The 25,985-nt window shown below is 73.2% G+C and carries 25 protein-coding genes; 15 read left to right on the plus strand and 10 right to left on the minus strand.

All coding sequences use genetic code 11. The features are described from left to right. Positions 1–10: 10 nt before the first annotated feature. Together QOM21_RS20595 and QOM21_RS20600 are read right to left on the minus strand one after the other, a co-directional pair. A complete protein-coding gene (locus QOM21_RS20595; protein WP_407552073.1) occupies positions 11–1,207 on the minus strand; it encodes a winged helix DNA-binding domain-containing protein in 1,197 nt (398 codons plus the stop codon). Between the two features lie 41 nt (positions 1,208–1,248). Further along, positions 1,249–2,784: a class I adenylate-forming enzyme family protein gene (locus QOM21_RS20600; RefSeq protein ID WP_407552074.1), complete on the minus strand. Its 1,536-nt coding sequence runs from the start codon at positions 2,782–2,784 to the stop codon at positions 1,249–1,251. Between the two features lie 230 nt (positions 2,785–3,014). Here QOM21_RS20600 and QOM21_RS20605 point away from each other — a divergent pair, with 230 nt between their 5' ends. The 3 genes from QOM21_RS20605 to QOM21_RS20615 all read left to right on the plus strand — a co-directional run bounded on the left by QOM21_RS20605 (position 3,015) and on the right by QOM21_RS20615 (position 6,080). Beyond that, complete coding sequence (locus QOM21_RS20605; protein WP_407552075.1) at positions 3,015–4,169, plus strand: acyl-CoA dehydrogenase family protein; 1,155 nt, start codon at positions 3,015–3,017, stop codon at positions 4,167–4,169. 7 nt (positions 4,170–4,176) lie between these two features. Further along, positions 4,177–5,136: an acyl-CoA dehydrogenase family protein gene (locus QOM21_RS20610; protein ID WP_407552077.1), complete on the plus strand. Its 960-nt coding sequence runs from the start codon at positions 4,177–4,179 to the stop codon at positions 5,134–5,136. A gap of 470 nt (positions 5,137–5,606) precedes the next feature. Further along, positions 5,607–6,080, plus strand: coding sequence for an ATP-binding protein (locus tag QOM21_RS20615; RefSeq protein WP_393892643.1), 474 nt, complete (start codon positions 5,607–5,609; stop codon positions 6,078–6,080). Positions 6,081–6,128: 48 nt separating this feature from the next. Here the strand turns inward: QOM21_RS20615 and QOM21_RS20620 are convergent, their stop codons facing one another. Then, entirely contained in the window at positions 6,129–7,055 is a 927-nt protein-coding gene (locus tag QOM21_RS20620; RefSeq protein WP_407552079.1) for a cyclase family protein, read from the minus strand. Positions 7,056–7,152: 97 nt separating this feature from the next. Between QOM21_RS20620 and QOM21_RS20625 the strand changes: the two genes are divergently transcribed. From QOM21_RS20625 to QOM21_RS20635, 3 genes are all read left to right on the plus strand, one after another. Next, positions 7,153–8,067 (plus strand): SDR family oxidoreductase, encoded by a 915-nt coding sequence (locus tag QOM21_RS20625; protein ID WP_407552081.1) that lies wholly within the window; start codon positions 7,153–7,155, stop codon positions 8,065–8,067. A 101-nt stretch (positions 8,068–8,168) separates the two neighbouring features. Next, positions 8,169–9,356, plus strand: coding sequence for an acyl-CoA dehydrogenase family protein (locus QOM21_RS20630; protein WP_407552083.1), 1,188 nt, complete (start codon positions 8,169–8,171; stop codon positions 9,354–9,356). After that, positions 9,356–10,426: a Zn-dependent alcohol dehydrogenase gene (locus tag QOM21_RS20635; RefSeq protein WP_407552084.1), complete on the plus strand. Its 1,071-nt coding sequence runs from the start codon at positions 9,356–9,358 to the stop codon at positions 10,424–10,426. The genes QOM21_RS20630 and QOM21_RS20635 overlap by 1 nt, the downstream gene beginning before the upstream one ends. Positions 10,427–10,483: 57 nt before the next feature. On the opposite strand, the gene tsaA is transcribed toward QOM21_RS20635, so the two are convergent. Next, a complete protein-coding gene (gene tsaA, locus QOM21_RS20640) occupies positions 10,484–10,912 on the minus strand; it encodes a tRNA (N6-threonylcarbamoyladenosine(37)-N6)-methyltransferase TrmO (protein WP_407552086.1) in 429 nt (142 codons plus the stop codon). Between the two features lie 173 nt (positions 10,913–11,085). On the opposite strand from tsaA, the gene QOM21_RS20645 reads away from it, so the two are divergent. Next, positions 11,086–12,513 carry an MFS transporter gene (locus QOM21_RS20645; protein ID WP_407552088.1) on the plus strand — a complete coding sequence of 476 codons (1,428 nt, stop codon included), beginning with the start codon at positions 11,086–11,088 and terminating at the stop codon, positions 12,511–12,513. A gap of 70 nt (positions 12,514–12,583) precedes the next feature. Here the strand turns inward: QOM21_RS20645 and QOM21_RS20650 are convergent, their stop codons facing one another. Next, entirely contained in the window at positions 12,584–13,228 is a 645-nt protein-coding gene (locus tag QOM21_RS20650) for a flavin reductase family protein (RefSeq protein WP_407552090.1), read from the minus strand. 235 nt (positions 13,229–13,463) lie between these two features. Here QOM21_RS20650 and QOM21_RS20655 point away from each other — a divergent pair, with 235 nt between their 5' ends. The 3 genes from QOM21_RS20655 to QOM21_RS20665 all read left to right on the plus strand — a co-directional run bounded on the left by QOM21_RS20655 (position 13,464) and on the right by QOM21_RS20665 (position 15,211). After that, positions 13,464–14,057 carry an RNA polymerase sigma factor gene (locus QOM21_RS20655; protein ID WP_407552092.1) on the plus strand — a complete coding sequence of 198 codons (594 nt, stop codon included), beginning with the start codon at positions 13,464–13,466 and terminating at the stop codon, positions 14,055–14,057. After that, the gene (locus QOM21_RS20660) at positions 14,054–14,785 is read left to right on the plus strand and encodes a hypothetical protein (RefSeq protein WP_407552094.1); all 732 of its coding nucleotides are present in this window, start codon (positions 14,054–14,056) and stop codon (positions 14,783–14,785) included. The genes QOM21_RS20655 and QOM21_RS20660 overlap by 4 nt, the downstream gene beginning before the upstream one ends. Before the next feature lie 189 nt (positions 14,786–14,974). After that, complete coding sequence (locus QOM21_RS20665; RefSeq protein ID WP_407552095.1) at positions 14,975–15,211, plus strand: hypothetical protein; 237 nt, start codon at positions 14,975–14,977, stop codon at positions 15,209–15,211. Here QOM21_RS20665 and QOM21_RS20670 read toward each other — a convergent pair. Beyond that, positions 15,208–16,122: an enoyl-CoA hydratase/isomerase family protein gene (locus QOM21_RS20670; RefSeq protein ID WP_407552097.1), complete on the minus strand. Its 915-nt coding sequence runs from the start codon at positions 16,120–16,122 to the stop codon at positions 15,208–15,210. The genes QOM21_RS20665 and QOM21_RS20670 overlap by 4 nt on opposite strands. Before the next feature lie 172 nt (positions 16,123–16,294). Beyond that, positions 16,295–18,553, minus strand: coding sequence for an acetate--CoA ligase family protein (locus tag QOM21_RS20675; protein ID WP_407552098.1), 2,259 nt, complete (start codon positions 18,551–18,553; stop codon positions 16,295–16,297). 511 nt (positions 18,554–19,064) lie between these two features. Here QOM21_RS20675 and QOM21_RS20680 point away from each other — a divergent pair. From QOM21_RS20680 to QOM21_RS20690, 3 genes are all read left to right on the plus strand, one after another. Further along, complete coding sequence (locus tag QOM21_RS20680) at positions 19,065–19,514, plus strand: DoxX family membrane protein (protein WP_407552100.1); 450 nt, start codon at positions 19,065–19,067, stop codon at positions 19,512–19,514. Beyond that, positions 19,511–19,990, plus strand: a complete 480-nt coding sequence (locus tag QOM21_RS20685) for a Zn-ribbon domain-containing OB-fold protein (protein ID WP_407552101.1) — start codon at positions 19,511–19,513, stop codon at positions 19,988–19,990. The genes QOM21_RS20680 and QOM21_RS20685 overlap by 4 nt, the downstream gene beginning before the upstream one ends. A gap of 158 nt (positions 19,991–20,148) precedes the next feature. Beyond that, a complete protein-coding gene (locus tag QOM21_RS20690) occupies positions 20,149–20,637 on the plus strand; it encodes a GNAT family N-acetyltransferase (RefSeq protein WP_407552103.1) in 489 nt (162 codons plus the stop codon). 10 nt (positions 20,638–20,647) lie between these two features. Here QOM21_RS20690 and QOM21_RS20695 read toward each other — a convergent pair whose 3' ends face one another. Next, positions 20,648–21,379 carry a pyridoxal 5'-phosphate synthase gene (locus QOM21_RS20695; protein WP_407552104.1) on the minus strand — a complete coding sequence of 244 codons (732 nt, stop codon included), beginning with the start codon at positions 21,377–21,379 and terminating at the stop codon, positions 20,648–20,650. Position 21,380: 1 nt separating this feature from the next. Then, entirely contained in the window at positions 21,381–22,736 is a 1,356-nt protein-coding gene (locus tag QOM21_RS20700) for an FAD-dependent monooxygenase (protein ID WP_407552106.1), read from the minus strand. Between the two features lie 311 nt (positions 22,737–23,047). Between QOM21_RS20700 and QOM21_RS20705 the strand changes: the two genes are divergently transcribed. Continuing rightward, complete coding sequence (locus tag QOM21_RS20705) at positions 23,048–23,842, plus strand: VOC family protein (protein ID WP_407552108.1); 795 nt, start codon at positions 23,048–23,050, stop codon at positions 23,840–23,842. 549 nt (positions 23,843–24,391) lie between these two features. Further along, complete coding sequence (locus QOM21_RS20710) at positions 24,392–25,552, plus strand: macrolide family glycosyltransferase (protein ID WP_407555737.1); 1,161 nt, start codon at positions 24,392–24,394, stop codon at positions 25,550–25,552. Positions 25,553–25,603: 51 nt separating this feature from the next. On the opposite strand, the gene QOM21_RS20715 is transcribed toward QOM21_RS20710, so the two are convergent. After that, positions 25,604–25,903, minus strand: a complete 300-nt coding sequence (locus QOM21_RS20715) for a DUF6506 family protein (protein WP_407552109.1) — start codon at positions 25,901–25,903, stop codon at positions 25,604–25,606. Between the last annotated feature and the right edge of the window lie 82 nt (positions 25,904–25,985).

Below are 25,985 nucleotides of genomic sequence, written 5' to 3' on the forward strand. Positions count from 1 at the left end.
CACCGCGCGGTCAGCCGGTCAGCTCCCGCTCCAGCGGCGTCCGGAAGCGCGGCGTGATGCGGACCTCGCCGACCCAGGCCGCGAGCCGGGCCGCCTCGTCAGCGACCGTGCTCGCGGCCTCGCGGCCCCCGTCGTCCGTGAGCAGTCGCCAGACGATCTCGCCGTCCGCCCGCTGGGCCCAGCCGCCGATGATCCGGCCGTTCCACCACACCGTCGGGCCGACGTTGCCGCTGCGGTCGAAGAGCCGCGGTACGTGTCCGGGGTCGAGGTACCAGTCGCGGGCCTTCCAGCCCATGGCGGTGGGGTCGAGAGCCGGCAGCAGCGCGGCCCAGGGCTCGGGCGGCGCGACCGGTGCGAGGTCTTCCGGCAGGACGAGACCGTCGGTGCCGTCGGCGCCGTCGTGCAGAAGGACTTCGACCGCGCCGGTCGCGGCCAGCGCGCGCCGGGTGTCGGTCAGCGTCCAGCCCGTCCACCATTTGAGGTCCTCGACGGTCGCCGGGCCGTATGCCGCGAGCCAGCGGCGGGCGAGGTCGGCGCGGGCCTCCTCGGCGGGCGGCGCCGGCCGGTCGGAGAGCGCGGTGCCCGGGGCCCAGCGGAAGGAACTGCTGGTCCAGCCGCCGCGCGGGCGGCCCCGCCGGATCCGGCCCTCGGCGGCCAGCACCCGCAGGATGCGAGTGGAGACGGCGACCGCCGCTTCGTACGGCTTTCCGGGGGAGACCAGGATCGTCTCGCGCAGACCGGGCACGTCGGCGGCGAGTTCGGCGGCGGTGGCCGCGCCGCGTGCGGCCAGTGCGGCCAGGGTCAGGTGCTCGACGTCGGCCAGCCGTCGTTCGTCCCAGCCGGGCACCCCGTCCAGCACCCAGGCGGTCATGCCGCGCCGTTCCCGCGCGGCGATGGCCTGCGCGGTCGAGGACCAGACGGCGGGCACCAGGTCGGCGGCCACGGCGAAGAGGGTGCGGCGCATGCAGAGCAGCCTGACCAGGGTGACATCGTCGTAGAGGGCGTGCTCGACGGCACCGGGGTCCGGTGCGGCGAGCCGTGCCCCGGCGGCGAGGTGGACGGTCGCGGCGTCGGTGGCATGCAGGCCGAGGACGGCGTCGGCGACCGCCTCGGGGGTGGCCGCCCGGTGCGCGGGCGCGAGGAGGTGGCGCCGCCCGAGGCGGGCCCGGCGGCCGGCGGTGTCGATGCGGGGGCGGGGGTCGCTCATGCGACGAAGGTACGGGGCATTGCGGACAGCAGATGTCCGCTTTACGGTCGGCCCACCGCGGTGTCGCCGAAGCGGTCCCGGAGGTCCTGTTTGAGCACCTTGCCGAGTGTCGCCCCGCGGGGCAGCGCGGCGAGCACTTCCAGTTGCTCGGGAAGCTTGTGCGGCGCCAGGCCCTGGGCGCGCAGGTGGGCGGTGACGTCCGCCAGCGTCAACTGCCTCAACTGCGTTGACTGCAGGGTCTGTTCGATGACCGCGCAGACGCGTTCGCCGCGGGCGGGGTCCGGCAGCCCGATGACGGCCGCGTCGGCCACGTCCGGGTGGCGGTGCAGGAGTGCCTCGATCTCCTGAGGAGAGATGTTCTCGCCCTTGCGGATGATGAGGTCCTTGAGTCGGCCGGTGACGACGAGATGGCCGGTGGGGGTGAGGCGGCCGAGATCGCCGGTGGGGAGGTAGCCGTCGGCGTCGAAGGGGTCCGGCTCGTCCAGGTAGCCGCGGCAGACGGCCGGGCCGCGCAGCCGTATCTCGCCGGTGCCGGGGGTGATCCGGACGTCCATGCCGGCGGCCGGCCGGCCGGCGGTCGTGGCGAGGTGCTCGGGGAGGTCCGTCGGATCGCCCATGGTCACCATCGGTGCCTCGGTCATGGCGTAGCCGTGGGCGAGCCGGCAGCCCAGCTCGGCGACGGCCTCGTGGTACAGCTCGGGAGGCAGGGGCGCGCCGCCGCCGGCCAGCAGGCGCAGGGACGGCAGCAGTCGACGGCCGGGCGGAAGGGCGCGCTGGGCCGTGAGGAAGAGCTGGTAGAAGGCGGTTGAGCCGCCCGCGACGGTGACGTGGTGGCGGCGGTAGGCGGCGAGCGAGCGGGGCAGCGCGAAGTGCTCGAGCAGCACGGCGGGGATGCCGTGCAGGAGCAGCATGACGGTGTAGTCCGGGCCCGCCACGTGGGCGTAGGGGAAGGCCATGGAGCCGACGTCGGACGGGCCGATGCGCAGTGCGCCGGCCAGACAGCGGCCGGCGGTGAGCAGGCTGCGGTCGGTGTGCAGCACGCCCTTGGGGCCGGCGGTGGTGCCGGAGGTCCAGTAGATCCAGCGGACCTCCTCGCCGTCGTCGGGGGGCGGGGGGAGGATCGCCGGATCGGCCTCGGGGAGGGCGGCGTGGACGTCGATGACGGTGAGCGGGCCGGGGAGGTTCCAGGCCAGGCGATGCGCCATCGCGGTGTGGTCGAAGCCGCGCCAGGTGCCGGGGACGGCGAGGAAGGCCGCTCCCGTGCGCCGCAGCACCTGGCCGACCTCGTGGTCGCGGTAGAGCGGGACGACCGGGCTCTGGACGGCGCCGATCCGGGCCAGGGCCAGGCTGAGCACCACGGTCTCGATGCGGGTCGGCAGTTGCCAGACGAGCCGAGTGCCGGGGCGTACGCCCCGTGCGTACAGGCCGGCGGCGACGCGTTCCGCGCGCCGGTGCAGGGCGCCGAAGGTCAGGCGGCGCTCGTGCCGTGCGGAATCGGCTCCCTGGATGAGCGCCGGCGCGGACGGGGTGAGTGCCGCGCGCCACGCGAGCAGGTCCCAGAGCGTGTTGCCGGCCATGCGGCCTCCCGAGAACTGACGAGCCGTCAGATGTGGGGCAGAGGGTAGCCGCGGACGTCTTGTCGGTCCAGAGGGGCCGGGGCTAGGCTCTTTCTGACGGTGCATCAGATACGGCGAGGGGAACCGGATGGAGCCACCGCACACCGACTCGATCTTGCCGCCGGTACGCGGCAGCGCCGGGTCCGTACCGGGCCCCGAGCGCGACAAGTGCGCCGAGTAGTGGGCCCGGCATGGACCTGACCTGCACCGAAGAAGAGGAAGCCTTCCGGGCGCGGCTGCGGCGGTGGCTGGACACGGTGCTGCCCCGGCTTCCCGCCAAGCCCGCCGCGACCGACTGGCCCGCCCGCCGGGCCTACGACGCGGCCTGGCAGTGCATGCTCCACGACGCCGGATACGCCGGCCTGCACTGGCCGCGGGACGCCGGCGGGCAGGGCGCCACCCCCACCCAGCACCTGATCTTCCTGGAGGAGTCCGAGCGCGCCGGGGCGCCCTACGTCGGCGCCAACTTCGTCGGTCTGCTGCACGCCGGGCCGACCATCGCCGCCGAGGGCACCGCCGCCCAGCGCGCCCGCTGGCTGCCGCCGATCCTGCGCGGCGAGGAGATCTGGTGCCAGGGCTTCAGCGAACCGGACGCGGGTTCCGACCTGGCCGCACTGCGTACCAGGGCGGTCCGCGACGGCGACACATACGTGGTCAGCGGCTCCAAGATCTGGACCTCGCACGCGGAGGTCGCCGACTGGTGCGAGCTGCTGGTCCGCACCGACCCCGCGGCGCCCCGGCACCACGGCCTGAGCTGGCTCGCCATGCCGATGGACGCGCCGGGTGTGACCGTGCGGCCGCTGCGCACCCTGGCCGGCTCCACCGAGTTCGCCGAGCTGTTCCTCGACGAGGTCAGGGTCCCGGCCGGCAACCGGGTCGGGGCGGAGAACGACGGCTGGCGGGTGACGATGGTGACCCTCTCCTTCGAGCGCGGCACCGCCTTCGTCGGCGAGGTGGTTGCCTGCCGCCGGGTGCTCGGCGCGCTCGCCGGGGCCGCCCGCGCCAACGGCCGCTGGGACGACGCCGTACTGCGCCGCCGGCTCGGCCGGCTGAACGCGGAGTTCACCGCGCTGTGGCGGCTCACCCAGTGGAACGTGAGCGGCGCCCAGCGCACCGGCGGCGTGCCGGGCATCGGCGGCTCGGTCTTCAAGCTGCGCTACTCGCACGCCCGCCAGGAGCTGTACGACGCAGCGGCGGAGGTGCTGGGCGCCGGGGCGCTGGACGCCGGCCACGCCTGGGTCGCCGACCGGCTCTCCGCGCTCTCGTACACCATCGCGGCCGGCACCTCGCAGATCCAGCAGAACATCATCGCCGAGCGGATCCTCGGCCTGCCGAAGGGGCGGTGACCACGCCGTGGACTTCCACCTCACCGATGATCAAGAGGCGTTGCGCGCCGGCACCCGCGAGCTGCTGGCGGGCCGGTTCGGCCGGGACCGGCTGCGCGCCGCCGTCGACGAGCCCGCACTGGACCGGGCGCTCTGGCGCGAGCTGGGCGACGCCGGTTTCTTCGCCCTGCGGCTGCCGGAGGCGGCCGGCGGGGTGGGCCTGGGCCTCCCGGAGGCGGTGCTGGTCTTCGAGGAGGCGGGACGGGCGCTGCTGCCGGGACCGCTGGCCGCCTGCCAGCTGCTGGCGGGGACGGTGGACGGCGCCGCGACCGGTGAGCGGATCGTGGGGCTGTGCGACGCCGCGGCCGACCCGACGCTGTGGGAACACCCGTGCGACTGTGATGAGCTGATCCTGGTGGACGGGCCGCCCGGCCCGGGCCGCGACGGCGGGGCGTACCGCAGCGGCGCGTCGGCCGTGGACCGGACGGCGCTGACCTCCATCGACCCCCTCACGCCGCTCGCCCGTGTCACGGACCGCCCGCAGGGCACACCGCTGCCGCTGGACGCGGCCCGGCTGCGCCGGGAGGCCGCCCTGCTCGCCGCGGCCCAGCAGCTCGGCAGCGCGGCCCGCACGGTCGAGATGGCGGTGGCGTACGCGCGGGAGCGGGAGCAGTTCGGCGCGGCGATCGGGTCGTTCCAGGCGGTCAAACATCTGTGCGCCCAGATGCTGGTACGCGCCGAAGTCGCCAGGAGCGCGGTCTACGCGGCCGCGGTGACGGAAGAGGCGCTGGAGGTCGCCGGGGCGAAGCTGCTCGCCGACGACGCCGCGGTGCGCAACGCCCGGGACTGCCTCCAGGTGTACGGCGGGATGGGCTTCACCTGGGAGGCGGACGTCCATCTGCACCTCAAGCGCGCCTGGCTGCGGGCGGAGAGCTGGGGGACGGCGGGCGAGGCGGAGCGGCTGCTCGCCGAGGGCCTCGTGGCCTGACGGCCGGGCCTGACCGCGCGCGGTGGTCGCCTCTGGGTGGCCATGTCGGACTCACGCAACCCGTGTGCGAAATGTCGGACTCACCACACATAAGTGGTCACGGACAGTCGATATCGGGTTGTGTCCTAGGCGTGACTCGTCACAGGGGGGAGTCGCTCCTTGGCTCGGGTACGCTCCGTTGGGTGCGAGTGGTTCTGTGGCGCAACGACCGCGGTGCCGTCGGTAGGACGGCTCCGGGATGCGGACTGCACACCGCTCGTTTCGGGCCGGGGCCCGGTATTTCCCCGTGTTCGACTCCCCGCGAAGCGCGTCGCACAGTATGCAGTACGCATACTCCCTTGCGTTGGAATATGCCCGAAGCGCTTGTTGGGGTGACTCAACGTCAACCATGCTGTGCTTCGCCGGGGTCACGCACCGTGACTCCGTGGAGGCGCGAGGCGATGTTTCCGCCGGTTCGGATGGTGTGAGCGGTGCAGGTGCTTCAGGTGCAGTTGGAGGTGCGGCCCGACCCCGCGGAGGTGGGGCGGGCCCGACGGTGGGCCAGGTCGCGGCTCGTGGGGTCCGGCATAGGAGCCGACGAGCCATTGGCGGAGACGCTGATCCTGTTGATCTCCGAGCTCGTCACGAACGCCGTGGTGCACACCGGCTGCGCGGCCGAGCTGCGGATGTGCTTCTCCGGCTCGGGGGCCGTGGTCGGGACGGTCCGGGTCGAAGTGGCCGACGCCAGTGCCCGGCCACCACGTCGGCGGCACGCCGACGGTGACGAGACCAACGGCCGCGGCCTCGAACTGGTCGACGGACTCGCGGACCGCTGGGGCTGGCAGCCCGAGGGCGCCGGCAAGCGGATCTGGTGCGAGGTCGACCGGGGGCAGCCGCTGCTGATGGCGGCGGGAGCGGACCTCGGGGCGTACGAGCCTCCCCGCGTCATGACGCGTCGCGCCTGAGGCCGGGAGGCCGACCGGTCGTCGGCGAGGGCCCTCCGGCCGGGCGGGTCACAGCACGGCGACGGGCGCGACGGGTGTGCCGGACCCTCCGACGAACGGTTCGGCCATCGCGGACAGGAAGAACGCGCCGTCACCCCGCTCCACGCAGGCCGCGGACAGCTCCTCCAGGTTCCAGTTCTGGCCCTGGAGCATGCCCATCTCGACGAGGTGGAGGGCGTGCACCGGCAGCCACAGATTCTCGATCTCCGGCGGGAAGATCTCGAAGGTCAGGGTGTCGTTGGCGACGGCCGCGACGTCGCGGGCGTGGAACCACTCCGGGGTGCGCAGCGAGAGGCCGGGGGAAGGGAAGGCGTACGCCTCGCGGTCGCCGGCGAGGTAGTGCTGCACCTGCCCGGTCCGGACGAGGACGAGGTCGCCCGCCCGCACCGTGGTGCCCGCCAACTCCTCGGCGGCGTCCAGGTCTTCGGGAGTGACGGCATGCCCGCCCGGAAGCCGGTCGGTGCCGTGGGCGCGCGCCACGTCGAGGAGGACGCCGCGGGAGGCGATCGGGGTGGCCTTCTCTATGCCGAGGCGGGTGGCGCCTGCGTGTGCGGTGACGGAGTCGGCCGGGCGGTTGTTGTAGAGCCGGCCGGCGTACGAGACATGGGTGAGGCCGTCCCAGTGGGTGGCGGCCTGCAGCCCCATGGTGACCGCGTCGTCCGAGGTGGCGATGGTGCCGGGGCCGAAGATCTCCTGGTTGATGGCGGTCATGGTGTGCAGCGGATTGACCCGCCCCGGGATCATGCCGGTCTGCACCCCGTCCTGCCGGAGCGGCAGAGCGAGCGGGATGCGCCGGCCGGAGCGGACGCAGTCGACGGCGTCCCGTACGGCCTGCTCGGTGATCAGGTTCAGGGTGCCGATCTCGTCCTGTGGCCCCCAACGGCCCCAATTGTTCACGCGCGCGGCGATCTCGTGGAACTCCTGTGGCAGGGGCATGGGCCCTCCTCGGCGGGTTCGGCCCCGGGTCTTGTGTTCGGACCGGGTCTGCTCAAAAATCTAACGGTCCGTCAGAAACTGCGGGAAGGGGCGCGGCATGGGGAACTTCTTGGCCGGCAAGGTGATCGCCGTGACGGGGGCGGGGCGCGGCATCGGCCGGGCGGTCGCCCTCGCCTGCGCGGAACAGGGCGCGAAGGTCGTCGTCAACGACTACGGGGTCTCGATCGCGGGCGGCGAACCGAGCAGCGAGGTCGCCGAATCCGTGGTGAAGGAGATCGAGGCGGCCGGGCACATCGCGACGGCGGTGGCCGACGACGTGTCCACCATGGCGGGCGGGCAGCGCATCGTGGACACCGCGCTGGCGCAGTACGGCCGGATCGACGGGGTGGTGTGCGTCGCGGGGATCCTGCGGGAGCGGATGCTGTTCAACATGTCCGAGGAGGAGTGGGACCCCGTCGTCGCCACCCATCTGAAGGGCACCTTCACCGTCTTCAAGGCGGCGAGCGCGGTGATGCGCAGGCAGGGTTCGGGCACGCTGGTCGGCTTCACCAGCGGCAACCACCAGGGCAGCGTGTCCCAGGCCAACTACTCGGCCGCCAAGGGCGGGATCATCTCGCTGGTGCGCAGCGCGGCCCTGGGGCTGCACAAGTACGGCGTCACGGCCAACGCGGTGGCGCCGGTCGCCCGTACCCGGATGTCGGCGAATGTGCCGATGGAGCTGACGGAGATCGGGGAGCCGGAGGACGTGGCGGCCCTCGTCGTCTATCTGTTGAGCGAGCGGGCCCGCGAAGAGGGCATCACCGGGCAGGTCTACACCGTCGCGGGCCCGAAGATCGCGGTCTGGGCGCAGCCGAGGGAGCTGCGCTCGGTGTACGCCGGGGACGGCGGCTGGACGCCGGAGCGGATCGGTGAGGTGCTGCCGGGGTCGGTCGGCACGGACCCGATGCCGATGCTCGCGCAGGTCACGGCGATGGCGGCGGCCGCAGCCGAGAAGGCGCGCCCCAACGCCTAGGCCGTGTCGAGCCGAGGGCCCGGCGGCCGTCGGACGCGGCAGCCGGGGCGCGACAGGAGCGGGAACCCCGTGCGGAGCGCGGGCGGTGGCGGGAGGCCGGGGTGGACTTCGGGTTCGCAGATGAGGACGAGGCGTTCCGGGGGGAGGCGCGGCGGTGGCTGCGCGCGCACCTCGTGGGCGCGTACGCCGATGCGGCGGGGCGTGGCGGGCCGGGCAGCGAGCACGAGGCTCCGCGGGCGCGCCGGGAGTGGGAACGCGAGCTGGGTTCCGGCGGCTGGATCGGACTCGGCTGGAGCGAGGCGTACGGCAATCGCACGGCGACGCTGACGCAGCAGGTCGTCTGGGCCGAGGAGTACGCCAGGGCGCGGGCCCCGGGGCGGATGGGGCACATCGGGGAGAACCTGCTGGCGCCCACCCTGCTGGCGTACGGGGACGACGCGCAGAAGCGGCGCTTCCTGCCGCCCGTCGCGCGAGGCGAGGAGCTGTGGTGCCAGGGGTACAGCGAGCCCGACGCAGGATCCGACCTGGCCGGAGTGCGGACCGCCGCGGTCCGGGACGGCGACGTCTACCGGGTCACCGGGCAGAAGATCTGGACCTCGCTGGCCGCGGAGGCCGACTGGTGCTTCGTGCTGGCGCGGACCGATCCCCGCGAGCGGCGGCACCGGGGCCTGTCCTTCCTGCTGGTGGCGATGGACCAGCCGGGACGGATCGAGGTGCGGCCGATCCGCCAGATGTCGGGCACGGCAGAGTTCAACGAGGTGTTCTTCGACGGGGCCGTGGCGCGGGCCGGGCATGTGGTCGGCGCGGAGGGCAACGGCTGGCGGGTGGCGATGGGGCTGCTGGCCCGGGAGCGCGGCGTCTCGACCTTGGTCCAACAGATCGGATTCGCGGCCGAGCTGGCCGAGGTCGTCGAGACCGCGATCCGCTCCGGAGCGGTCCTTGATCCGGTGCTGCACGATCAACTGGTCTGCCAGTGGGCGGAGTTGAAGGTCATGCGGTGGAACGCGCTACGGACCCTGGGCGCGGCCGGTGATGCCGGAGCGCCCAGTGTGGCGAAACTGCTGTGGGGCGGCTGGCACCAGCGCCTGGGGGAGCTGGCGATGCGGGTGCGCGGGGCCGCCGCCGCGCTGGGGCCCGCGGACTGGACCGCCGAGGCGCCGTACGCGCTGGACCCGATGCAGCGGCTGTTCCTGTTCACCCGGGCCGACACCCTCTACGGCGGCTCGGACGAGATCCAGCGCAACATCATCGCCGAGCGCGTGCTCGGCCTGCCCAGAGTGGAGCGGTGATGAGAGGCGTCATATTCGACGGTGAGCAGCCCCGGGTCGTGGACGATCTGGAGGTGCGCGACCCGGGCCCCGGCGAGGTGCTCGTCGGCATCCGGGCGGCCGGGCTCTGCCACAGCGATCTGTCGGTGGTCGACGGCACGATCCCGTTCCCGGTCCCGGTGGTGCTGGGGCACGAGGGTGCGGGGGTGGTCGAGGCCGTCGGCCCCGGCGTCGGCCATGTGGTCCCCGGCGACCACGTCGCGCTGTCGACGCTGGCGAACTGCGGGGCCTGCGCGGAGTGCGACCGGGGGCGGCCGACGATGTGCCGGAAGGCGATCGGGATGCCGGGGAAGCCGTTCCGCCGGGGGGCGAAGCGGCTGTTCCAGTTCGCGTCGAACTCGGCGTTCGCGGAGCGCACCGTCGTCAAGGCCGTGCAGGCGGTGAAGATCGCCCCGGACATACCGCTGACGTCCGCCGCTCTCATCGGCTGCGGCGTGCTGACCGGCGTCGGGGCGGTGCTCAACCGGGCGAAGGTGGACCGGGGTGACTCGGTCGTGGTGATCGGCACCGGCGGCATCGGGCTCAACGTGCTCCAGGGTGCACGCCTCGCCGGGGCGTCGACGATCGTCGCGGTCGACGCCAACCCCGCGAAGGAGGCGGTGGCGCGGCAGTTCGGGGCGACGCACTTCGTCGACGCGTCCGCGGTGGGGGACAGCGTCAGAGCGGTCCGGGAGATCCTGCCGACCGGGGCCGACCACGCCTTCGAGTGCGTGGGCAGTACGCGGCTGATCCGGCAGGCGATCGATCTGCTCGACCGGCACGGTCAGGCGGTGCTGCTGGGCGTGCCGCCGGCCACGGCGGAGGCGTCGTTCCTGGTCTCGTCGATGTATCTGGACAAGTCGATCCTGGGCTGCCGCTACGGCTCCGCACGGCCGCAGCGCGACATCGCGCTGTACGCCGGTCTCTACCGCGAAGGACGGCTGCTGCTCGACGAGTTGGTCACGGAGACCTACCCGGTCGAGGACTTCGCGAAGGCGGCGGACGACGCGCACCACGGCCGGGTGGCGCGGGGGGTGCTGACCTTCGACTGACGGGCGCACCGGGCGCCGCGTTTCCGAGCGGCGCTGTCTGCGGCCGGCCTGGCACCCTCATCGCTCGGCCCCCGGGTCGAGCACGGGCTTCACATCGATGACGGGAGTGGCGTCCAGCGCCTCCAGATTCCGTACGCGCACCCGCAGGCCGTCGATCGCCGTGACGGTCACCCGGTGCAGCCCGACCGGGTTCGGCCGGTCGGGCGAGCGCGTCTGGAACACCCCCGTCTCCGGGCGCGGTTCCTCCCCGCGCGGGTGGACCGCCAGGACGTCACGATGTGCACGATCGAGCCAGGTCAGCACGATGATCTCCGCGTCCACCCGCAGATCGCGCAAGCCTTCGCGCACGCCCGGCGCGAACACCAGCCAGGCTTCGGGCGCGCCCTCGTCGCCCTGCTTCGGTGCCGTGGCGCGGTCCGTCAACGGGGACTCGACCCGCCCGATCGGCCGGAGGACATACTCTCGCTCGTCGATCACGTCTCCCATCTCTCGCCCTCCCCCTCTGACGCTCCGGTACTCCTTCGCCCCGGTCGTCCCTGGCACCCTGTCCGTTTCATCGTCCCCACCGGGCCAGGCTCGGCCACCTGCTGGCCCGATCCTGGCGAACCGTGGCCCTCCGGCCACTCGTTCCGGCCGGGCGGCGCGGCCAAGCTGCTCTGGTGACCCAGATACCCGAACTGCCCCTGACCGTCGCGGGCCCGACGGAAGCGGCGGCCCCCGATGCCACGGCCCCCGACGCCACGGCCCCTGGCACCGCGGCCCCCGGCACCGCGGCCCCCGAGGCCGCCCCGCGCGCCCCCGCGCCGCACCGTCGGCGTCCGCACCGGGCCTGGGTGGTGGCCGCGGTCACCTTCCTCACGATCATCGGCGCGGCCGGCTTCGCCTCCCTCCCGGGCCTCCTCATCGACCCGCTGCACGCCGAATTCCACTGGTCGCGCGGCACCATCGGCTTCGCGGTCTCGGTGAACCTCGCCCTGTACGGCCTCACCGCGCCGTTCGCCGCCGCCTTGATGGACCGCTTCGGCATCCGGCGGGTGGTCGCCGCCGCCCTGTCGGTGATCGCGGCCGGCGCGGCGCTGACCGTCTTCATGACCAGCAGCTGGCAACTCGTCCTCTACTGGGGCGTCCTGGTCGGCCTGGGCAGCGGGTCGATGGCGCTGGCCTTCGCCGCGACGGTCACCGGCCGCTGGTTCACCGAGCGGCGCGGGCTGGTCACCGGCATTCTCACCGCGGGGGGCGCCTCCGGGCAGCTGGTCTTCCTCCCGCTGCTGTCCTGGATCGTCGATCGGCACGACTGGCGCCCGGCCGCCGTGACCGTCTCCCTCGCGGCCGTCGCCGTCGTCCCCCTGGTGTGGCTGCTGCTGCGGGACCACCCCGCGGACGTCGGCCTCGCGCCGTACGGGGCGACGGAGTTCGTGCCGAAGCCGCCCCCGCAGCGCGGCGCCGCCCGGCGCGCGGTCCGGGCCCTGGTCTCGGCGGCCCTCCCCGCCAGGTTCCGTTCGGGGGGCGGGACTCCCGCGGGCCCGTTCTGGCTCCTCGCCGGCACGTTCGCGATCTGCGGGGCCACGACGAACGGGCTGGTCAAGACCCACTTCGTGCCTGCCGCGCACGATCACGGGATGCCGATGACGGCGGCCGCCTCGCTGCTCGCGGTGATCGGCGTCTTCGACATCGCGGGCACGATCGCCTCCGGCTGGTTCACCGACCGCTTCGACACCCGCCGGCTGCTCGCCGTCTACTACGGCCTGCGCGGTGTGTCACTGATGTTCCTGCCGCTGCTGCTCGCGGACTCCGTCCATCCGCCGATGCTCTTCTTCATCGTCTTCTACGGCCTGGACTGGGTGGCGACGGTCCCGCCGACCATCGCCCTGTGCCGCGAGTACTACGGCGAGGACAGCGCGATCGTCTTCGGCTGGGTACTGGCCGCTCACCAGGTGGGTGCCGCGGCCATCGCCTTCGTCGGCGGCCTGGCGCGCGACGCCTTCGGTACCTATGACCCGGTGTGGTTCGCCTCCGGCGCCCTGTGCGCCGCCGCGGCGCTCATGGCCCTGGCCATCCGGCGGAGGCGGGTGGAGAGTCCGCGGTAGGCGCGCGGAGGGTACCCCTGGCAGGCAGGCAGGCAGGCAGGCGGACCGCGGGACGTGCCGGGTGCGCCGGTCAGGCGCTGAAGCGGCCGAAGGCGCCCCGGTGGAAGAGGAGCGGACCGCCCTCCGCCGCGGCCGGATCCGAGCCGAGGGCCTCGACGCGGCCGACCACGATGAGATGGTCGCCACCGGTGTGCACCGCCTGGATCGCGCAGTCGACCCAGGCGGGGACGTCCGTCAGCCGGGGTGACCCCGTGACCGGGGCGGAGACGTAGGGGACACCGGCGAACTTGTCGCCGCCGCTGACCGCGAACCCGCGGCACAGCTCGCCCTGTTCGGCCCCCAGGACGTTGACGCAGAAGACGCCGGCGCGGGCGATGCGCGGCCAGGTGGTCGACGTACGCGCCACCATGAACGTCACCAGGGGCGGGTCGAGGGAGAGCGAGGCGAACGACTGGCAGGCGAACCCCGCGGGCCCGTCCTCGCAAGGCGCCGTGATGACCGTGACGCCGCTGGCGAAGTGCCCGAGGACCGCACGGAACTCGCCCGGGTCCACGGGCGCCCGCTCGCCGTCCCGGACCGCGCGCAGCGCCGGCCGGGGCAGCGGGGCGGTGGAGGGGGCCGCCGACGGCGCGGCGGCCGTGGTCGGTGCGCCGACCGAACGCAGATACCGCACGGCCGTGGCCGCCATTCCCGCATGTCCCATCATGCTTTCCATTGAATCTGATGCAGCGTCAGATGGGAAGGGAGGGGAGCCGGGGGACGGGACGGAGAGGGAGGGGAGAGCGGGAGTGCCCTCGGGCGCGGCCACCCGCAGGGGTGGTTTGAGGGCGCCCAGGGGGTGAGGGGCGGCGGATCGGGAGGGTGCCGCCGTCGGGTTGCTGATTGGCTGCCATCCGTACGGGTACCAACCCGGCCGCGCCCGTAGCCAAGCACGGGGAGAGTTCCGGTTCATGGCCGATGCGACGCCGTCGTCACCCTCGTCCACCGCCTCACCCACCTTCGACGAGGTCTTCTGCGGGCTGTTGCCCCGGCTCTACCGGCGGGCGGTGATGGTGGCAGGTTCGAGACAGTCCGCGGAGGATGTGGTGCATGAGGCGTACCTCAAACTCGCCGCACGTCCGCAGCGCTTCCTGGCCCACCCGGAGCCGTACGCCTACGCCTTCACCACCGTGCTCAACGTCGCCCGCGACTCCTACCGCAAGGACCGGCGCCAGGTGCTGTTCGACGCGTGGGACGGCGTCGAGGAGGTCGGCGCGGGCGGCGGGTCCGGCGGTGCGGGAGCCGGCCTCGGCGGGGCGCCGGGCGGCTGGGACGGTGGCGTGGGCCGGCGGCACGCCGAGCTCGAAGTCGTGCGGTTACTGGGGCGGTTGTCGCATCGCCAGGCCGGGATCGTCATCCTCGTGGACCTCGACGGGTACACCATCGACCAAGCCGCGGAGATCATGAAGGTGCACCGCGGTACGGCCGCCCGGCATCGCGCCCGCGCGTTGGACAGGCTGCGCGCCTACCTCGTTGAATCGGAGCACGGACGGGCGGGGAGGTGAGCGACACGGTGGGCGCGGGGCCGAGGTACGGCGGCGAGGCGAAGGACGGCGCGCACGGGCCCGAGGGCGGCCCGGAGGCGGACGGCGGTCCCGGGGGCGTCGGCGGCGTGCGCGGCGGGGGTGGCCAGGGCTTCGGCGGGGGCCAGGGGGACGGCTTCGGGGAGGACGCGGAGGCGCTGCTGCGCGCGCGGTTGCGCCGCGCCGACGAGCAGATCGAGATGCCGCCGGGGCTGTGGGCCCGCATCAAGGAGCCGGGCGGGCAGGCGGTGGCGCCCGCGGTGGTCGCGCTGCCGCGCCGCCACCCGTACGTCATCGCGCTCACCGTCGCGGCGACGGTGGCCGCCGTGGCACTGGGTGTGTGGTGGCTGGTGAGCGCGGGCACCGGCGCGCAGCAGCCGGCCGCCACCGGCCCGACGGTGCCGCTCACCGTTTACAACAGCGAGTCGGCCTGCCGCGCCACCCGCTCCCTGGAGTGCGCACTGCGCCTGGCCAAGGACCCGTACGCCGAGTACGCGGCGCGGGACAACGCCGCCGGCCGGGTCTGGCACGGAGCTGTGCTGGCCGCGCGGTGCGTGATCACCGACGGGCGGCTGGTCCGTGACGAGGCGGGCGTGACGTCCTCACGCTGGTATCGGGTACGCAGCGCCGAGGGCGTGACGGGCTGGCTGCCCGGGGTGCGTACACGCAACACCCGTGAGGTGCCGGTCTGCGGCGCCGAGGAGAAGTGATCGCGGGGGGGGCGGGGCGGACGGGCGCGGCGGGGGAAGGGTGGGGCTCGTTCGATGACGAGCCCCGTGGTTCGACCCGTAGCGGCACGTGACGCAGGTCACCTCGGCCCGTGTCATACGGACCCCGGGCGTCGACCGTGTTCCGTGTGGACGGCTCCGGCGCGGGGCCGGCGGAGACGGGAGTCGACGATGAGGTCAACCGACAGGCTCGGCGGCGCCGTCCGGGCCGGCATCCTCGCGGCCGGGCTGCTGGTGCTGGCGGGCGCGGCCACGGGCAGCCCGGCGCCCACGGGGCACGGGGAGGCGCGGGTGGCCGGCACGCACCGCGCAGAACGCCCGTCCACGCCGCCGCCGGCGGCGAGCCGGGGAGTGGAGGCCGACCGTGCGCAGGGACGAGAGGCGGTCCGCGGCCGGGGCTCGGACTAACGCCCCCGGTACGTCGGAGTGCGGCGTTCGACGAAGGACGCCACGCCCTCCTGCGCGTCCGCAGTGGTCATGTTGATCTCCTGGGCGGTCGCCTCGGCGGCGAAGGCCGCTTCCCGGCCGGCGTCCAGCGACGCGTTGACCAGCTGTTTGGTGAGGGCGAGCGCCCGGGTCGGGCCCGCCGCCAGCCGTTCCGCCCACTCCCGAGCGGTCTTCGCCAACTCGCCGTCCGGGACAGCCCGGTTGACCAGCCCCAGGCGCTCCGCCTCGGCTGCCGGCAGCGCGTCCCCGAAGAACATCAGCTCCTTGGCGCGCTGCGGACCGATCAGCCGCGGCAGGAGGTAGGCCCCGCCGCCGTCCGGCACCAGCCCGCGCCGTACGAACACCTCGACGAAGCGCGCGGATTCGGCGGCGAGCACCAGATCGCAGGCGAACGCGAGATGGGCGCCGAGGCCGGCCGCGGTGCCGTTGACGGCGGCGATGACGGGCTTCTCGCAGTCCTGCACCGCGGCGATGAAGCGCTGGGCGCCACGGCGAATCATCCGGGCGACATCGCCGGGCACCCGGTCGCCGGCCGAGGGCGACCCGCGCAGGTCCGCGCCGGCACAGAATCCCTTGCCGGTCGCGGTGATCACGACGGCCCGTACGTCCGGGTCGGCCGAGGCGTCGGCGAGCAGGTCGATGATGCGTTCGCGCTGTTCCCAGGTGACGGCGTTCATCGCGGCGGGCCGGTTGAGCGTGATCCACGAGACGCCGTTGTCAGTGGCGTGGAGTACCAATGAGTGGACGGGGCCGGCGGGATCGGTCCGGCCGGCGCCTTCGGCGGGGGCCGGTGCCGTGTTCCGGGATGTGGAGGGCGTCCGGGGGGTGTCGGGGGTGTTCGGCGGGTTGGCGGGCTCGGGGGAGGGCGTCATGGGGGAGCGGCTCCAGATCGTGCGGTCGGGGAGCGTGCGGTGGAGAAGCGTGCGGTGGGGCTGTGCCCGGTCGGCGGTGGCGGCGGCGTGGGTGGTGTGGGCGCGGGTGGTGCTTCTGCTGTCGCCGGTGCATGTGCCATGGCCGAGGCCGCGGCGCCCCGCGCCGCCGCGCTCAGTGGCAGACGGCGAGCGCGTCCAGCGCCACGGCGCCCTGCCCGCGCGGCAGGACGACCAGCGGGTTGATGTCCAGCTCCGCGAGGTCGTCGCTGAGTTCGAGTGCCATGCGCTGCACGCGCAGCACGACTTCGACGAGCGCGTCGACATCCGCGGGCGGGGCGCCGCGTACGCCGTCGAGGAGGGCGTGGCCGCGCAGTTCGCCGAGCATCGCGCGGGCGTGGTCCTCCCCGAAGGGCGGTACCCCCACCGCGACATCGCGCAGCACTTCCACGAGCACCCCGCCGAGGCCGACCGTCACCGTCGGGCCGAAGAGGCTGTCGTGGGTGACGCCCACGACCATCTCGACACCGGGTTCGACCATCTGGCAGACCAGGACGCCGTCCAGCGGGATGTCCTCGTAGCGGGCGATGTCGGTGAGTTCGCGATAGGCGTCGCGGACCTGGCTGGCGGAGGTCAGCGCGATCTTCACGAGCCCGAGTTCGCTCTTGTGCGCCAGTTGCGGGCCCGATGCCTTCATGACCACCGGATAGCCGACCAGGCTCGCCGCCCGTACGGCCGCCGCGGCGCTGGTCACCAGCTGTTCGCGGGGGACGCGGATGCCGTAGGCGCGCAACAGCTGCTTGCCCGCGTGCTCACTGAGCTGCCGGCCGGGACGGATCAGCGCCTGCGCCTTGCGGGCGGAGGGCGACGGCACGCGCGGCGCGTCGTCGAAGGGGGAGCGGTAGCCGGCGGTGAAGCGGTGGTGGTCGAGATAGGCGCGGACGGCGGTGATGCAGTTGCCGAAGGTGCGGAAGGTCGCCACCCGCGAGGAGCCGAGGAGGGTGGTGCGGTAGGCGTCCTCGGTGCCGACCGGCGAGCCCCACACCACGCACACCAGCTTGTCGGTCTGCTCCGCCGCCTCCACCAGGTCCTTCGCGAGCTTGTCGCTCATGGGCGGGAAGGGCCCGGTGATCGGGCAGATCAGCACGCCGACGGACGGGTCGGCGAGGATCGCGTCGATGATCTTGCGTCCTCGCCAGTCGCCGACCGGGTGCCCGCCGTTGTCGATGGGGTTGGCGACGTGCAGATAGTCCGGTATCCACTGGTGCAGCTCGCTCTGCTTGGCGTCCGCGAGGGTCGGCAGCCGCAGCCCCGCGGCGGTCGCCAGATCGGCGAAGTGCGCACCGGTGCCGCCCGAGATCGAATAGACGGCGACTCCCTCGGCGGTGGGCTTCTTGGCGCGGGCCAGCAGTGCCGCGGTGTCCTGGAGCTCGTCGAGGCCGTCCACCCGGATCACACCGAACTGCCGCATCGCGGCGTCCACCACACCGTCGGCGCCGGTGAGCTTGCCGGTGTGTGAGGCGGCGGTGCGGGCGCCGGTCTCGGTACGGCCGACCTTCACGGCGACGACCGGCACCTTGTTGCGGGCCGCGCGGTCGGCGGCGAGCAGGAAGCTGCGGCCGTCCTTGAGACCTTCCACGTACGCGGCGATGGCGCCGACCTCGGGGCGGGAGGCGAAGTAGGAGAGGAAGTCGGCGGTCTCCAGATCGGCCTCGTTGCCGGTCGGTGCCCAGTGGGAGAGGCGGATGCCGAGTTCCTGGAGGGTGAAGACCGGGCGGCCCTGGTGGCCGGACTGGGTGATCAGCGCGATGGCCGGTCCGTCCAGGTCGTCGCGGAACTTCTCGAAGGCGTTGAGGTTGGTGTTCGGGCCGAGCAGCCGCAGTCCGGAACGCTCGACGGCCTCGGTCAGCCGGGCCTGGGCGGCCGCGCCGTCCGCTCCGGTCTCGGCAAAGCCGGAGGCGAAGGCCACCGCGAACTTCACCTTGGCCTCGGCGAGTTGCTCGATGACGGGCACGGGGTCGGCGACCAGCACCACGCCCAGATCGACCGGTTCGGGCAGCTCGCCGACGGCAGCGTGGCAGGGCAGGCCGAAGACGTGGGAACGGCCCGGGTTGACGGGATGGAGCCGGGCGCCGACGCGCTCGGCCCAGTCGATCAGCTGCCGGGTGATGCCGGTGTTGGGGCGGCCTTCGCTGTCGGAGGCGCCGATCACCGCCACCGAACCGGGCCGGAAGAAGCGGTCCAGGTCGGGCACCGCGGCGTGCAGCGGGCGGCCGCTGACATCGAGGTCGACCGCTCCGTCGGCCCGTTGCCCGCCGCTGTCGCCGATCGGGTCCCGCACGCCGTGGACGGTGTGGGGTGGTTGCTCCCCGCAGGCCACGACGCGGGCCGGCCGGGAGTGCGTGGTGAGGGTGCCGTGAGTCGATCCAAGCATCGCAGACGCCCGCTCCTGTGTGACGGCTCTCATTACTTGACCTGACGCATGGTCAGATTACTGAACTGACGGCACGTCAGGAATGGGGCTGCACGGTAAAGCTTCCCGCGACGGGCGGGTGCCCGAACCCCGGTCCGGAGTCGATCGGGTTTCGTTCGACGGGATGGCGTCTCCGGACAGGGCGGTCGGGGCGCCGCACCGGACGCGGCGTTCGGGGGTGCGGCCGCGCGGTGTGCGTGCGGGTGGTCGTGTTTGCCCCCTTGCGGAGCGTGGTGGCTTTCGGTTGAACTGACGTACCGTCAGAAATGCTCGAAGGTGGTGGGCGGCGGCGTGCGCTTTGGTGCTTGTCTCGTGCTCCCGCGCGCGTGGAGAGGCGCCGGGTCGTGGCGTGTGGCCCGGGAAGCAGGGCGTGCCGCGCGCCACCGCAGTGGCGTCGTGCGGCGGGCGTCGTGGTCAACGGGCGTGACATGCGGTCCACGGATTCGGGTGAGCAGCGGGAAGGGCGTGCGCGATGCAGACGATCTGGCTCGACGGAGCCGAATGGCAGGCCGTGCTCCGTATCGGTCTCGGCCTGTGGTGGCTGGAGAGCTGGCGCCACAAGGACAAGAAGGACTGGTTCCAGGGCAAGGGCGTCGCCTGGGCGGCGGACGTGGCCGACAAGCACCGCTGGGGTGTCGTCCGGGGCGGCTTCGACAAGGTCGTACGTCCGCGTCCCAAAGCGATGGCGTATGTCGTCGCCTACGCGGAACTCGCCCTGGGGCTCGGCCTCGTGCTGGGCTTCCTCACGCCGATCGCGTTGATCGCCGGTCTGCTGCTCAATCTGATCTACCTCGTGCTGATGATCCACGACTGGGCGGAGCAGGGGCAGAACGCGATGATGGCGCTGATCTCCCTGGTCGCCCTCTTCGCGATGAGCTGGCAGGTCTGGTCGCTCGATGCCGCGATGGGAGCCTTCCTGTGACGGGGGCGGGGAGTGCGGCGCGGTTCGATCTGCCGGAGGTGGACGCCTTCACCCGGCCGTACTGGGACGCGGCGGCTGAAGGGCGGTTGCTGTTGCGCCGGTGCCGTGCCCGAGGGTGCGGGGCCGCTCACCACTACCCGCGCGAGTTCTGTCCGTACTGCTGGAGCGAGGACGTCACCTGGGAGCCGGCCGGGGGCCGGGCCACCCTGTACACGTGGTCGGTCGTGCACCGTAACGACCTGCCGCCCTTCGGCGAACGGGTCCCCTACGTGGCTGCCGTGGCCGACCTCGCGGAGGGCCCCCGGATGATGACCGAGATCATCGACTGCCCGGAGGCGGACCTGCGGATCGGCATGCCGCTGGTGGTGTCCTTCCGCGCGGAGCGGGCGGTGGCGGACGGCGGCGGGGCTGCGGTGGGCAAGGGAGGGGCCGCGGGCCGGGGCGGGCCGGTGATCCCCGTATTCCGGCCCGAATAGGCCGCGTTCCCGACCGGGCCGAGCGAGTCCGGGCGACGCAAGCGACGAGGTACGCCGACAGCCCGACAGCCCGACAGGCGACCGTCGGCCCCGGGGTTCGTGACCGGAGGGGGCGAAATGGCGTGGCATGCCGTTCGTGCGCGCGGCATGCTGGGTTGGTGCTGATTCGTGAAGCGACCGCGGCCGACTGGCCCGCCATCTGGCCCTTCCTCCACACCATCGTGGCCGCCGGGGAGACCTACACCTACCCCCAGGACCTCGATGAGCCGACCGCCCGGGACATGTGGATGCTCCGGCCGCCGGGCCGTACGGTCGTCGCCGTGGACGAGTCGGGCACGGTCCTGGGCACGGCCAAGATGAACCCCAATCACATGGGCCGCGCCTCGCACATCGCGAGCGCCAGCTTCATGGTCGATCCGCAGTACGGCGGACGCGGCGTCGGGCGGGCGCTGGGGGAACACACGCTGGTCTGGGCGCGCGCCGAGGGCTACCGCGCCATGCAGTTCAACGCGGTGGTGGAGACCAACACCGGCGCCGTCGCACTCTGGAAGTCCCTCGGTTTCGAGATCGTGGGCACCCTCCCGGAAGGCTTCCGGCACCCCACCAAGGGCTATGTGGGGCTGCATATCATGTACCAGAAGCTGTAGGGCGCCGGCCTCACGGCCACAGCAACTCCTGCCGCCAACCACCCTTCTCGCGAAGGTAGTTGAGGCGAAGGTGGCGGCGTTGCGCGTCTCCCTGGAAGAACTCGACCTCTTCGGGGTGCAGGACGTAGAGCGTCCAGCTCGGGACGGGTGCGTCCGGCTCCCTCCGGGCGCGGTCCCAGGCGGCGGCCGAGGCCCGCTCCAGCTCCTCGGTGGAGGAGAGCACCTCACTCTGGTGCCCGACGAGCGCCGCGGCCAGCGCCCCCGTCGACCGGCGGTGCAGATCGGCCGCGCTCTCCTCCGGGCCCGCCGCGGTGACCGTGCCCCGTACGCGTACCTGACGTCCGACCGCCGGCCAGTAGAAGCCGAGGGCGGCCCGCGGCCGGGCGGCGAGTTCACGGCCCTTGCGGCTGCCGCGGTGGGAGGCGAAGTGCCAGCCCTGCTCGTCGGCGTCGTGCAGCATGAGGGTCCGCACGGACGGGTCGCCGTCCGCGTCGGCCGTCGCCAGCGTCATCGTGTGCGGCTCGGGAACCCCCGCCTCCGCGGCCTCCCGCAGCCACCGGCGAAAGAGCGCCAGGGGCTCGGCCGGCGCGCGGGCCGGGTCGAACGCCGGCAAGGCGTTCTCCCAGACCCGCAGCCCGCGCAGCAGATCGCGGAACGCGCGGGAGGCGGCATCGTCGGTGTGCCGGTCGGCGGCGGGGGCGTCGTCGTCCGGAGTGTCCTGGTGCGCGGGAAGATCGGCCATGTCAGGCAGCGTACGGCGGGCCGCCGGGCGCCGAAGCGGAGGCCGCCGCGGGAGCCGGTGCCGGTGTCGCCGCGGAGGACGCGGCCGACCGCGCCGGATAGTCCTTGAGCGTGATGGCGTGGGCGGCCCGCTGCACCTCCCCGGCGATCTTCTTCGCGATCAGCTTCTTCCACGGCATGTGCGGCAGCATCCGCAGCATCAGGTGCCGGAGCCGGATCTGCCACCGGGAATCCACGGTCATCTCCTTCGCGTACTTCCGCGCCAGCGCGTGATTGACCGCGACATAGCCGCGCATCGCCGTCTCGTACCGTGCGAAGGCCACCGCCGGATCGCCACCGGACGCCGCCAGCTCCCCGGCCAGGACGTACGCGCCGACCAGCGCGATCCCCGTGCCCTGGCCCGAGGCCGGTGACGCGCAGTGCGCGGCGTCGCCGAGCAGCACCACGCGCCCGCGCGACCAGCTGTCCATCTCGATCAGGCTCATGGCGTCGAAATAGAGGTCGGGTGCCTCGCGGGCCGCTTCCAGCATCCGCGGCACCTGCCAGCCGTCCCCGGCGAACGCGCCCTCCAGCAAGGCGACTTGCTGCGCGCGGTCCCGGTGGTCGTACGACAGGAGCGGCGAGCGGAAGGCCAGCATCCCTTTCGCCGCCGGGTCACCGGCCGAGCTGTAGGCGGACACCATCTTTCCGGGGACCAGGTGGTACAACTCCTCACGGTCCAGGTCGAGTTCGTTGGGCATGGAGAAGGCCGAGATGTAGGCGCCCAGGTGCCGTACGAACGACTTCTCCGGTCCGAAGGTCAGCCGCCGTACCGTCGAGTGCATACCGTCAGCGCCGACGACGAGATCGAAGCGGCGTGGCGCGCCGTGCTCGAAGGTGACCTCCACGCAGCCCGGCCCGTCGCCCCGGCCGTCGGTGCCGGCGCCGCCGTCGGGCTGCTCGGTCAGGGAGGTGATCGAGTCGCCGAAGAGGTACTCGACGTCCCCCTTCGTGCGGTCGTGCAGGAGGCGCGACAGCTCGCCGCGCATGATCTCGTCGTCGCGGCCGACCCGGGCGCCGAAGATGCCGGCGGGGAGGGTCGCGATGCGTTCGCCCTCGTCGTTCACGTAGGCACCGGTCCGCATGTCCGTGCTCGCGCGCCGGATGTCCGGCAGGAGGCCCATCCGGTCGACGACGTCGATGGCCGCGCCCCTGATGTCCACCTTGTATCCGCCGGTCCGGAGCTCGGGGGCGCGTTCGACGACGGTCACGGCGAAGCCGTGGTGGTGCAGCCGGTGGGCGAGGGCGGGCCCGGCGATGCCGGCGCCGGAAATCAGCACGGTCTGAGGGGTGCGCAGGGGTGAACCGGGTCCGGACATGACGGTGTTCCCTTCGGTTGTGGTGCGCCTGGGTGGGATGGGACATCTGTGGTGGCGCCTGTCGGGTGCTCGCGCTGCGGACGGGCGCGCGCGATGCGGGGCGGTTGGCCGATTTCCGGGCCGGTGCGCTCGCGCCGACCGGCCGATGCTCGACTGTACAACCGTCTCACACGCTTGTCTATGACGCTTGTATAGATCCCCTGTAGCGATCCGGCGGCGCCGGAGTTGAGGCGATCGAGGACCGGAACTGTCCGCGATGCTCTCTAGCGTGGTCCGTGCCCGCGACGGACCATCACACCGAGGAGCATCCGATGAGCGAGGTCACCATCAACCAGCCGTACGGCACACCCACGTGGATCGATCTCGGGGTGGCCGACCTCGAACGGGCGAAGTCCTTCTACGGCGCGCTGTTCGGCTGGACGTACGAGGAGCGCTCCTCGGCGACCGGGCCGTTCACGATGTGTCTGCTGCGTGGGCGGCGGGTGGCGGCGTTCCGGCCCCGGTCGGCCGCGGACCCCGACGGCGAGTCGTGGTGGCAGATGTACGTCGCGGCCGACGACTGCGACGCCACAGCCGAACGCATCACGGCCGGTGGCGGCACGGTGCTCCAACAGCCCAAGGACATCGGCACGTTGTGCCGCACGGCCGTCGTCGAGGACCCGGTCGGCGCCCGCTTCAGCCTGTGGCAGGGGCGCGCCCTCGCCGGCTGCGAATACGTCAACGAGCCCGGCACTCTGGTGCGCAACGACCTGGCCACCTCGGCCCCCGAGCCCGCCCGCGGCTTCTACGCGGACACCTTCGACTTCACCCTCGACGGCAACAAGGACCTCCCGGACTTCGACTTCACCTTCCTGCGGCGGCCGGACGGGCACGAGATCGGCGGCGTCTTCGGCGACCCGGGGGCCGCTGCGTCCCGGTGGCGGACGACGTTCGAGGTCGACGGAACGGATGAGGCGGCCGCGCGCGCGGTCGCCGCCGGCGGTACGGCATCGGAGCCGACGGATGCCCCGTACGGGCGGATGGCCGACATCACCGACCCCTTCGGTACCGCATTCGGTGTCATCACCCGCCTGCCCGCCGGACGGGCAGCGGCGGAAGGCGAGTAACAGGGGCGTACGCGGCGGTAGTTGGGACGGTTGTCGGCGGCCGCGGGACTGACGGGGGAGACGGGGGCTGACGGGCGGCGGGCAGGTGGGGCGGCGAAGAGGCGGGCAGGGAGCGGCCAGGGAGAAGGCGGGGCAGAGCGCGCCCGGGGCAGGGCCGGCGGTGGCGGACGGACGGCGGCAGAACGGCGCCGGACGCAGGGCGGCAGGGCCCGGCACCGTGAAAAATTGCTTCGCCCGATCCGCGGCCCGCGTCTACTCTTCCCGTATGAAGTTTCTCCAGATCTACGGCTGAGACGCCCGAGGGCGCTCTTGCCGCCCCGCCGCCCGTACCCACCTGCGCCCCGCGCGCGACCGGCTGAGCCGCCGTCGTCGCCGTGGTGCCGCTCGGTCCGGGCCTGTCGTCCTCATCCGCCGTAGCTCTGTACCGAAGGACATCCCATGATGCGTCGTATTCACCCTGCCCACGACGTCCACCAGGCGCACAGCGCCGCCACCCGCCAGGCCCGTCAGGGCATCGGCGACTCCCACCGGCCGGCCGCCCACATCGCCATGATCGGCGCGCCGATGGTCAGTCATGTGCTGCCCGGGCTGGACGTCATCCGGGAGCTGGTGGCCCGCGGTCATCGCGTGACGTACGCCAACAGCGACCACGCGGCCGAGCTGATCGCGACCACCGGCGCCGAGTTCGTCCGCCTCACCACCACCCTGCCGGTCGCCGACAACAACTGGCCGCAGGACCCGATCGCCGCCTCCTCGCTCTTCCTCGACGACGCGATGGCGATGCTGCCGCAACTGCGCGCCGTGTACGACGACGACCCCGCCGACCTGTACCTCTACGACGTCGGGGCCTACGCCGCCCGCGCCCTGGCCGAGGCCCAGGGCCGGGACGTCGTGCAGCTGTCGCCGACCTTTGTGGGCTGGGAGGGCGCCCAGGAGGAGTTCGCCGCGGCGTTCGCCGGGCTGCCGGGGGCCGACGTCTACCGCGCGCGGTTCGCGGCGTGGCTGGCGGAGTGCGGTGCGGTCACCACGGACGTGGACGCGTTCTCCGGCCGGCCGCGAAGGGCGCTGGCGATGATCCCGCGAGCCATGCAGCCGCATGCGGACCGGGTGGACGACGAAGCGGTGACGTTCGTCGGGCCGTGCTTCGCCGACCGGCTGCGGGAGCAACAGGGTGCCTGGACGCGGCCCGCCGGGGCCGAGAAGGTGCTGCTGGTGTCCCTGGGATCGGCGTTCACGCGGCAGCCGGAGTTCTACCGGAGTTGCGTGGCGGCCTTCGGGGAGCTGCCCGGCTGGCAGGTGGTGCTGCAGATCGGCAAGCACACCGATCCGGCGGAGCTGGGCGATGTGCCGTCGAACATTGAAGTGCGCTCCTGGGTACCGCAGTTGGGGATCCTGGAGCAGGCGGACGCGTTTGTGACGCATGCGGGCATGGGAGGCAGCGGCGAGGGGCTGTACGCCGGTGTGCCGATGATCGCCGTGCCGCAGGGCGCCGAACAGTTCCTCAACGCCGACCGGCTGGTCGAGCTGGGTGTCGCCCGCCGCATCGACACGGCGGATGCCACGGCCGAGGCACTGCGTACGGCCCTGGAGGAACTCACCACGGACGAACGCGTCGCCGCACGCTCGGCCGAACTCCGCGCCGAGGCCCGCGCCGAGGGCGGCGCGAGCCGGGCCGCGGACATCATCGAGCAGCGGATCGGGAGGCTCTAGACCGGCGGGCAGCGGCCGGGTGGGCCGGGGCGACGCGCGGGCGGTAGGCGGTCAGGAGAAGATCGCGTGCACCTGATCGACCGCTTCCGGCCCGTAGCCCACCGTCCCCACGGGGACCGCACCGTCGATCGCCTCGATGATGCGCCCGGCCCACACCGGCCCGAACCCGCCGCACAGCTCGATCAGTTGCACACCCTCGTCCACCAGCCGCCGTGCCACCTCGACGGCTTCCTCGGGCTTCGCCACCCCGACGAGCACGGTGCGGCACGCACCCGTGTCCACGGTGTTGGCATCGCCGCCCGCGGCGCTGCCGGCCGCCGTGTAGATGAATCCCCAGTGCGTGAGCGCCATGTGCGAACCCCCTGTGCTCGTCGAAGCCACCAGCCAAGCAGAACGGGGCCGTGGCCGTACCGGATCGGAGGCGACCCGCGCG

The organism is Streptomyces sp. Pv4-95 (assembly GCF_045782725.1).
Taxonomy (GTDB): Bacteria; Actinomycetota; Actinomycetes; order Streptomycetales; family Streptomycetaceae; genus Streptomyces.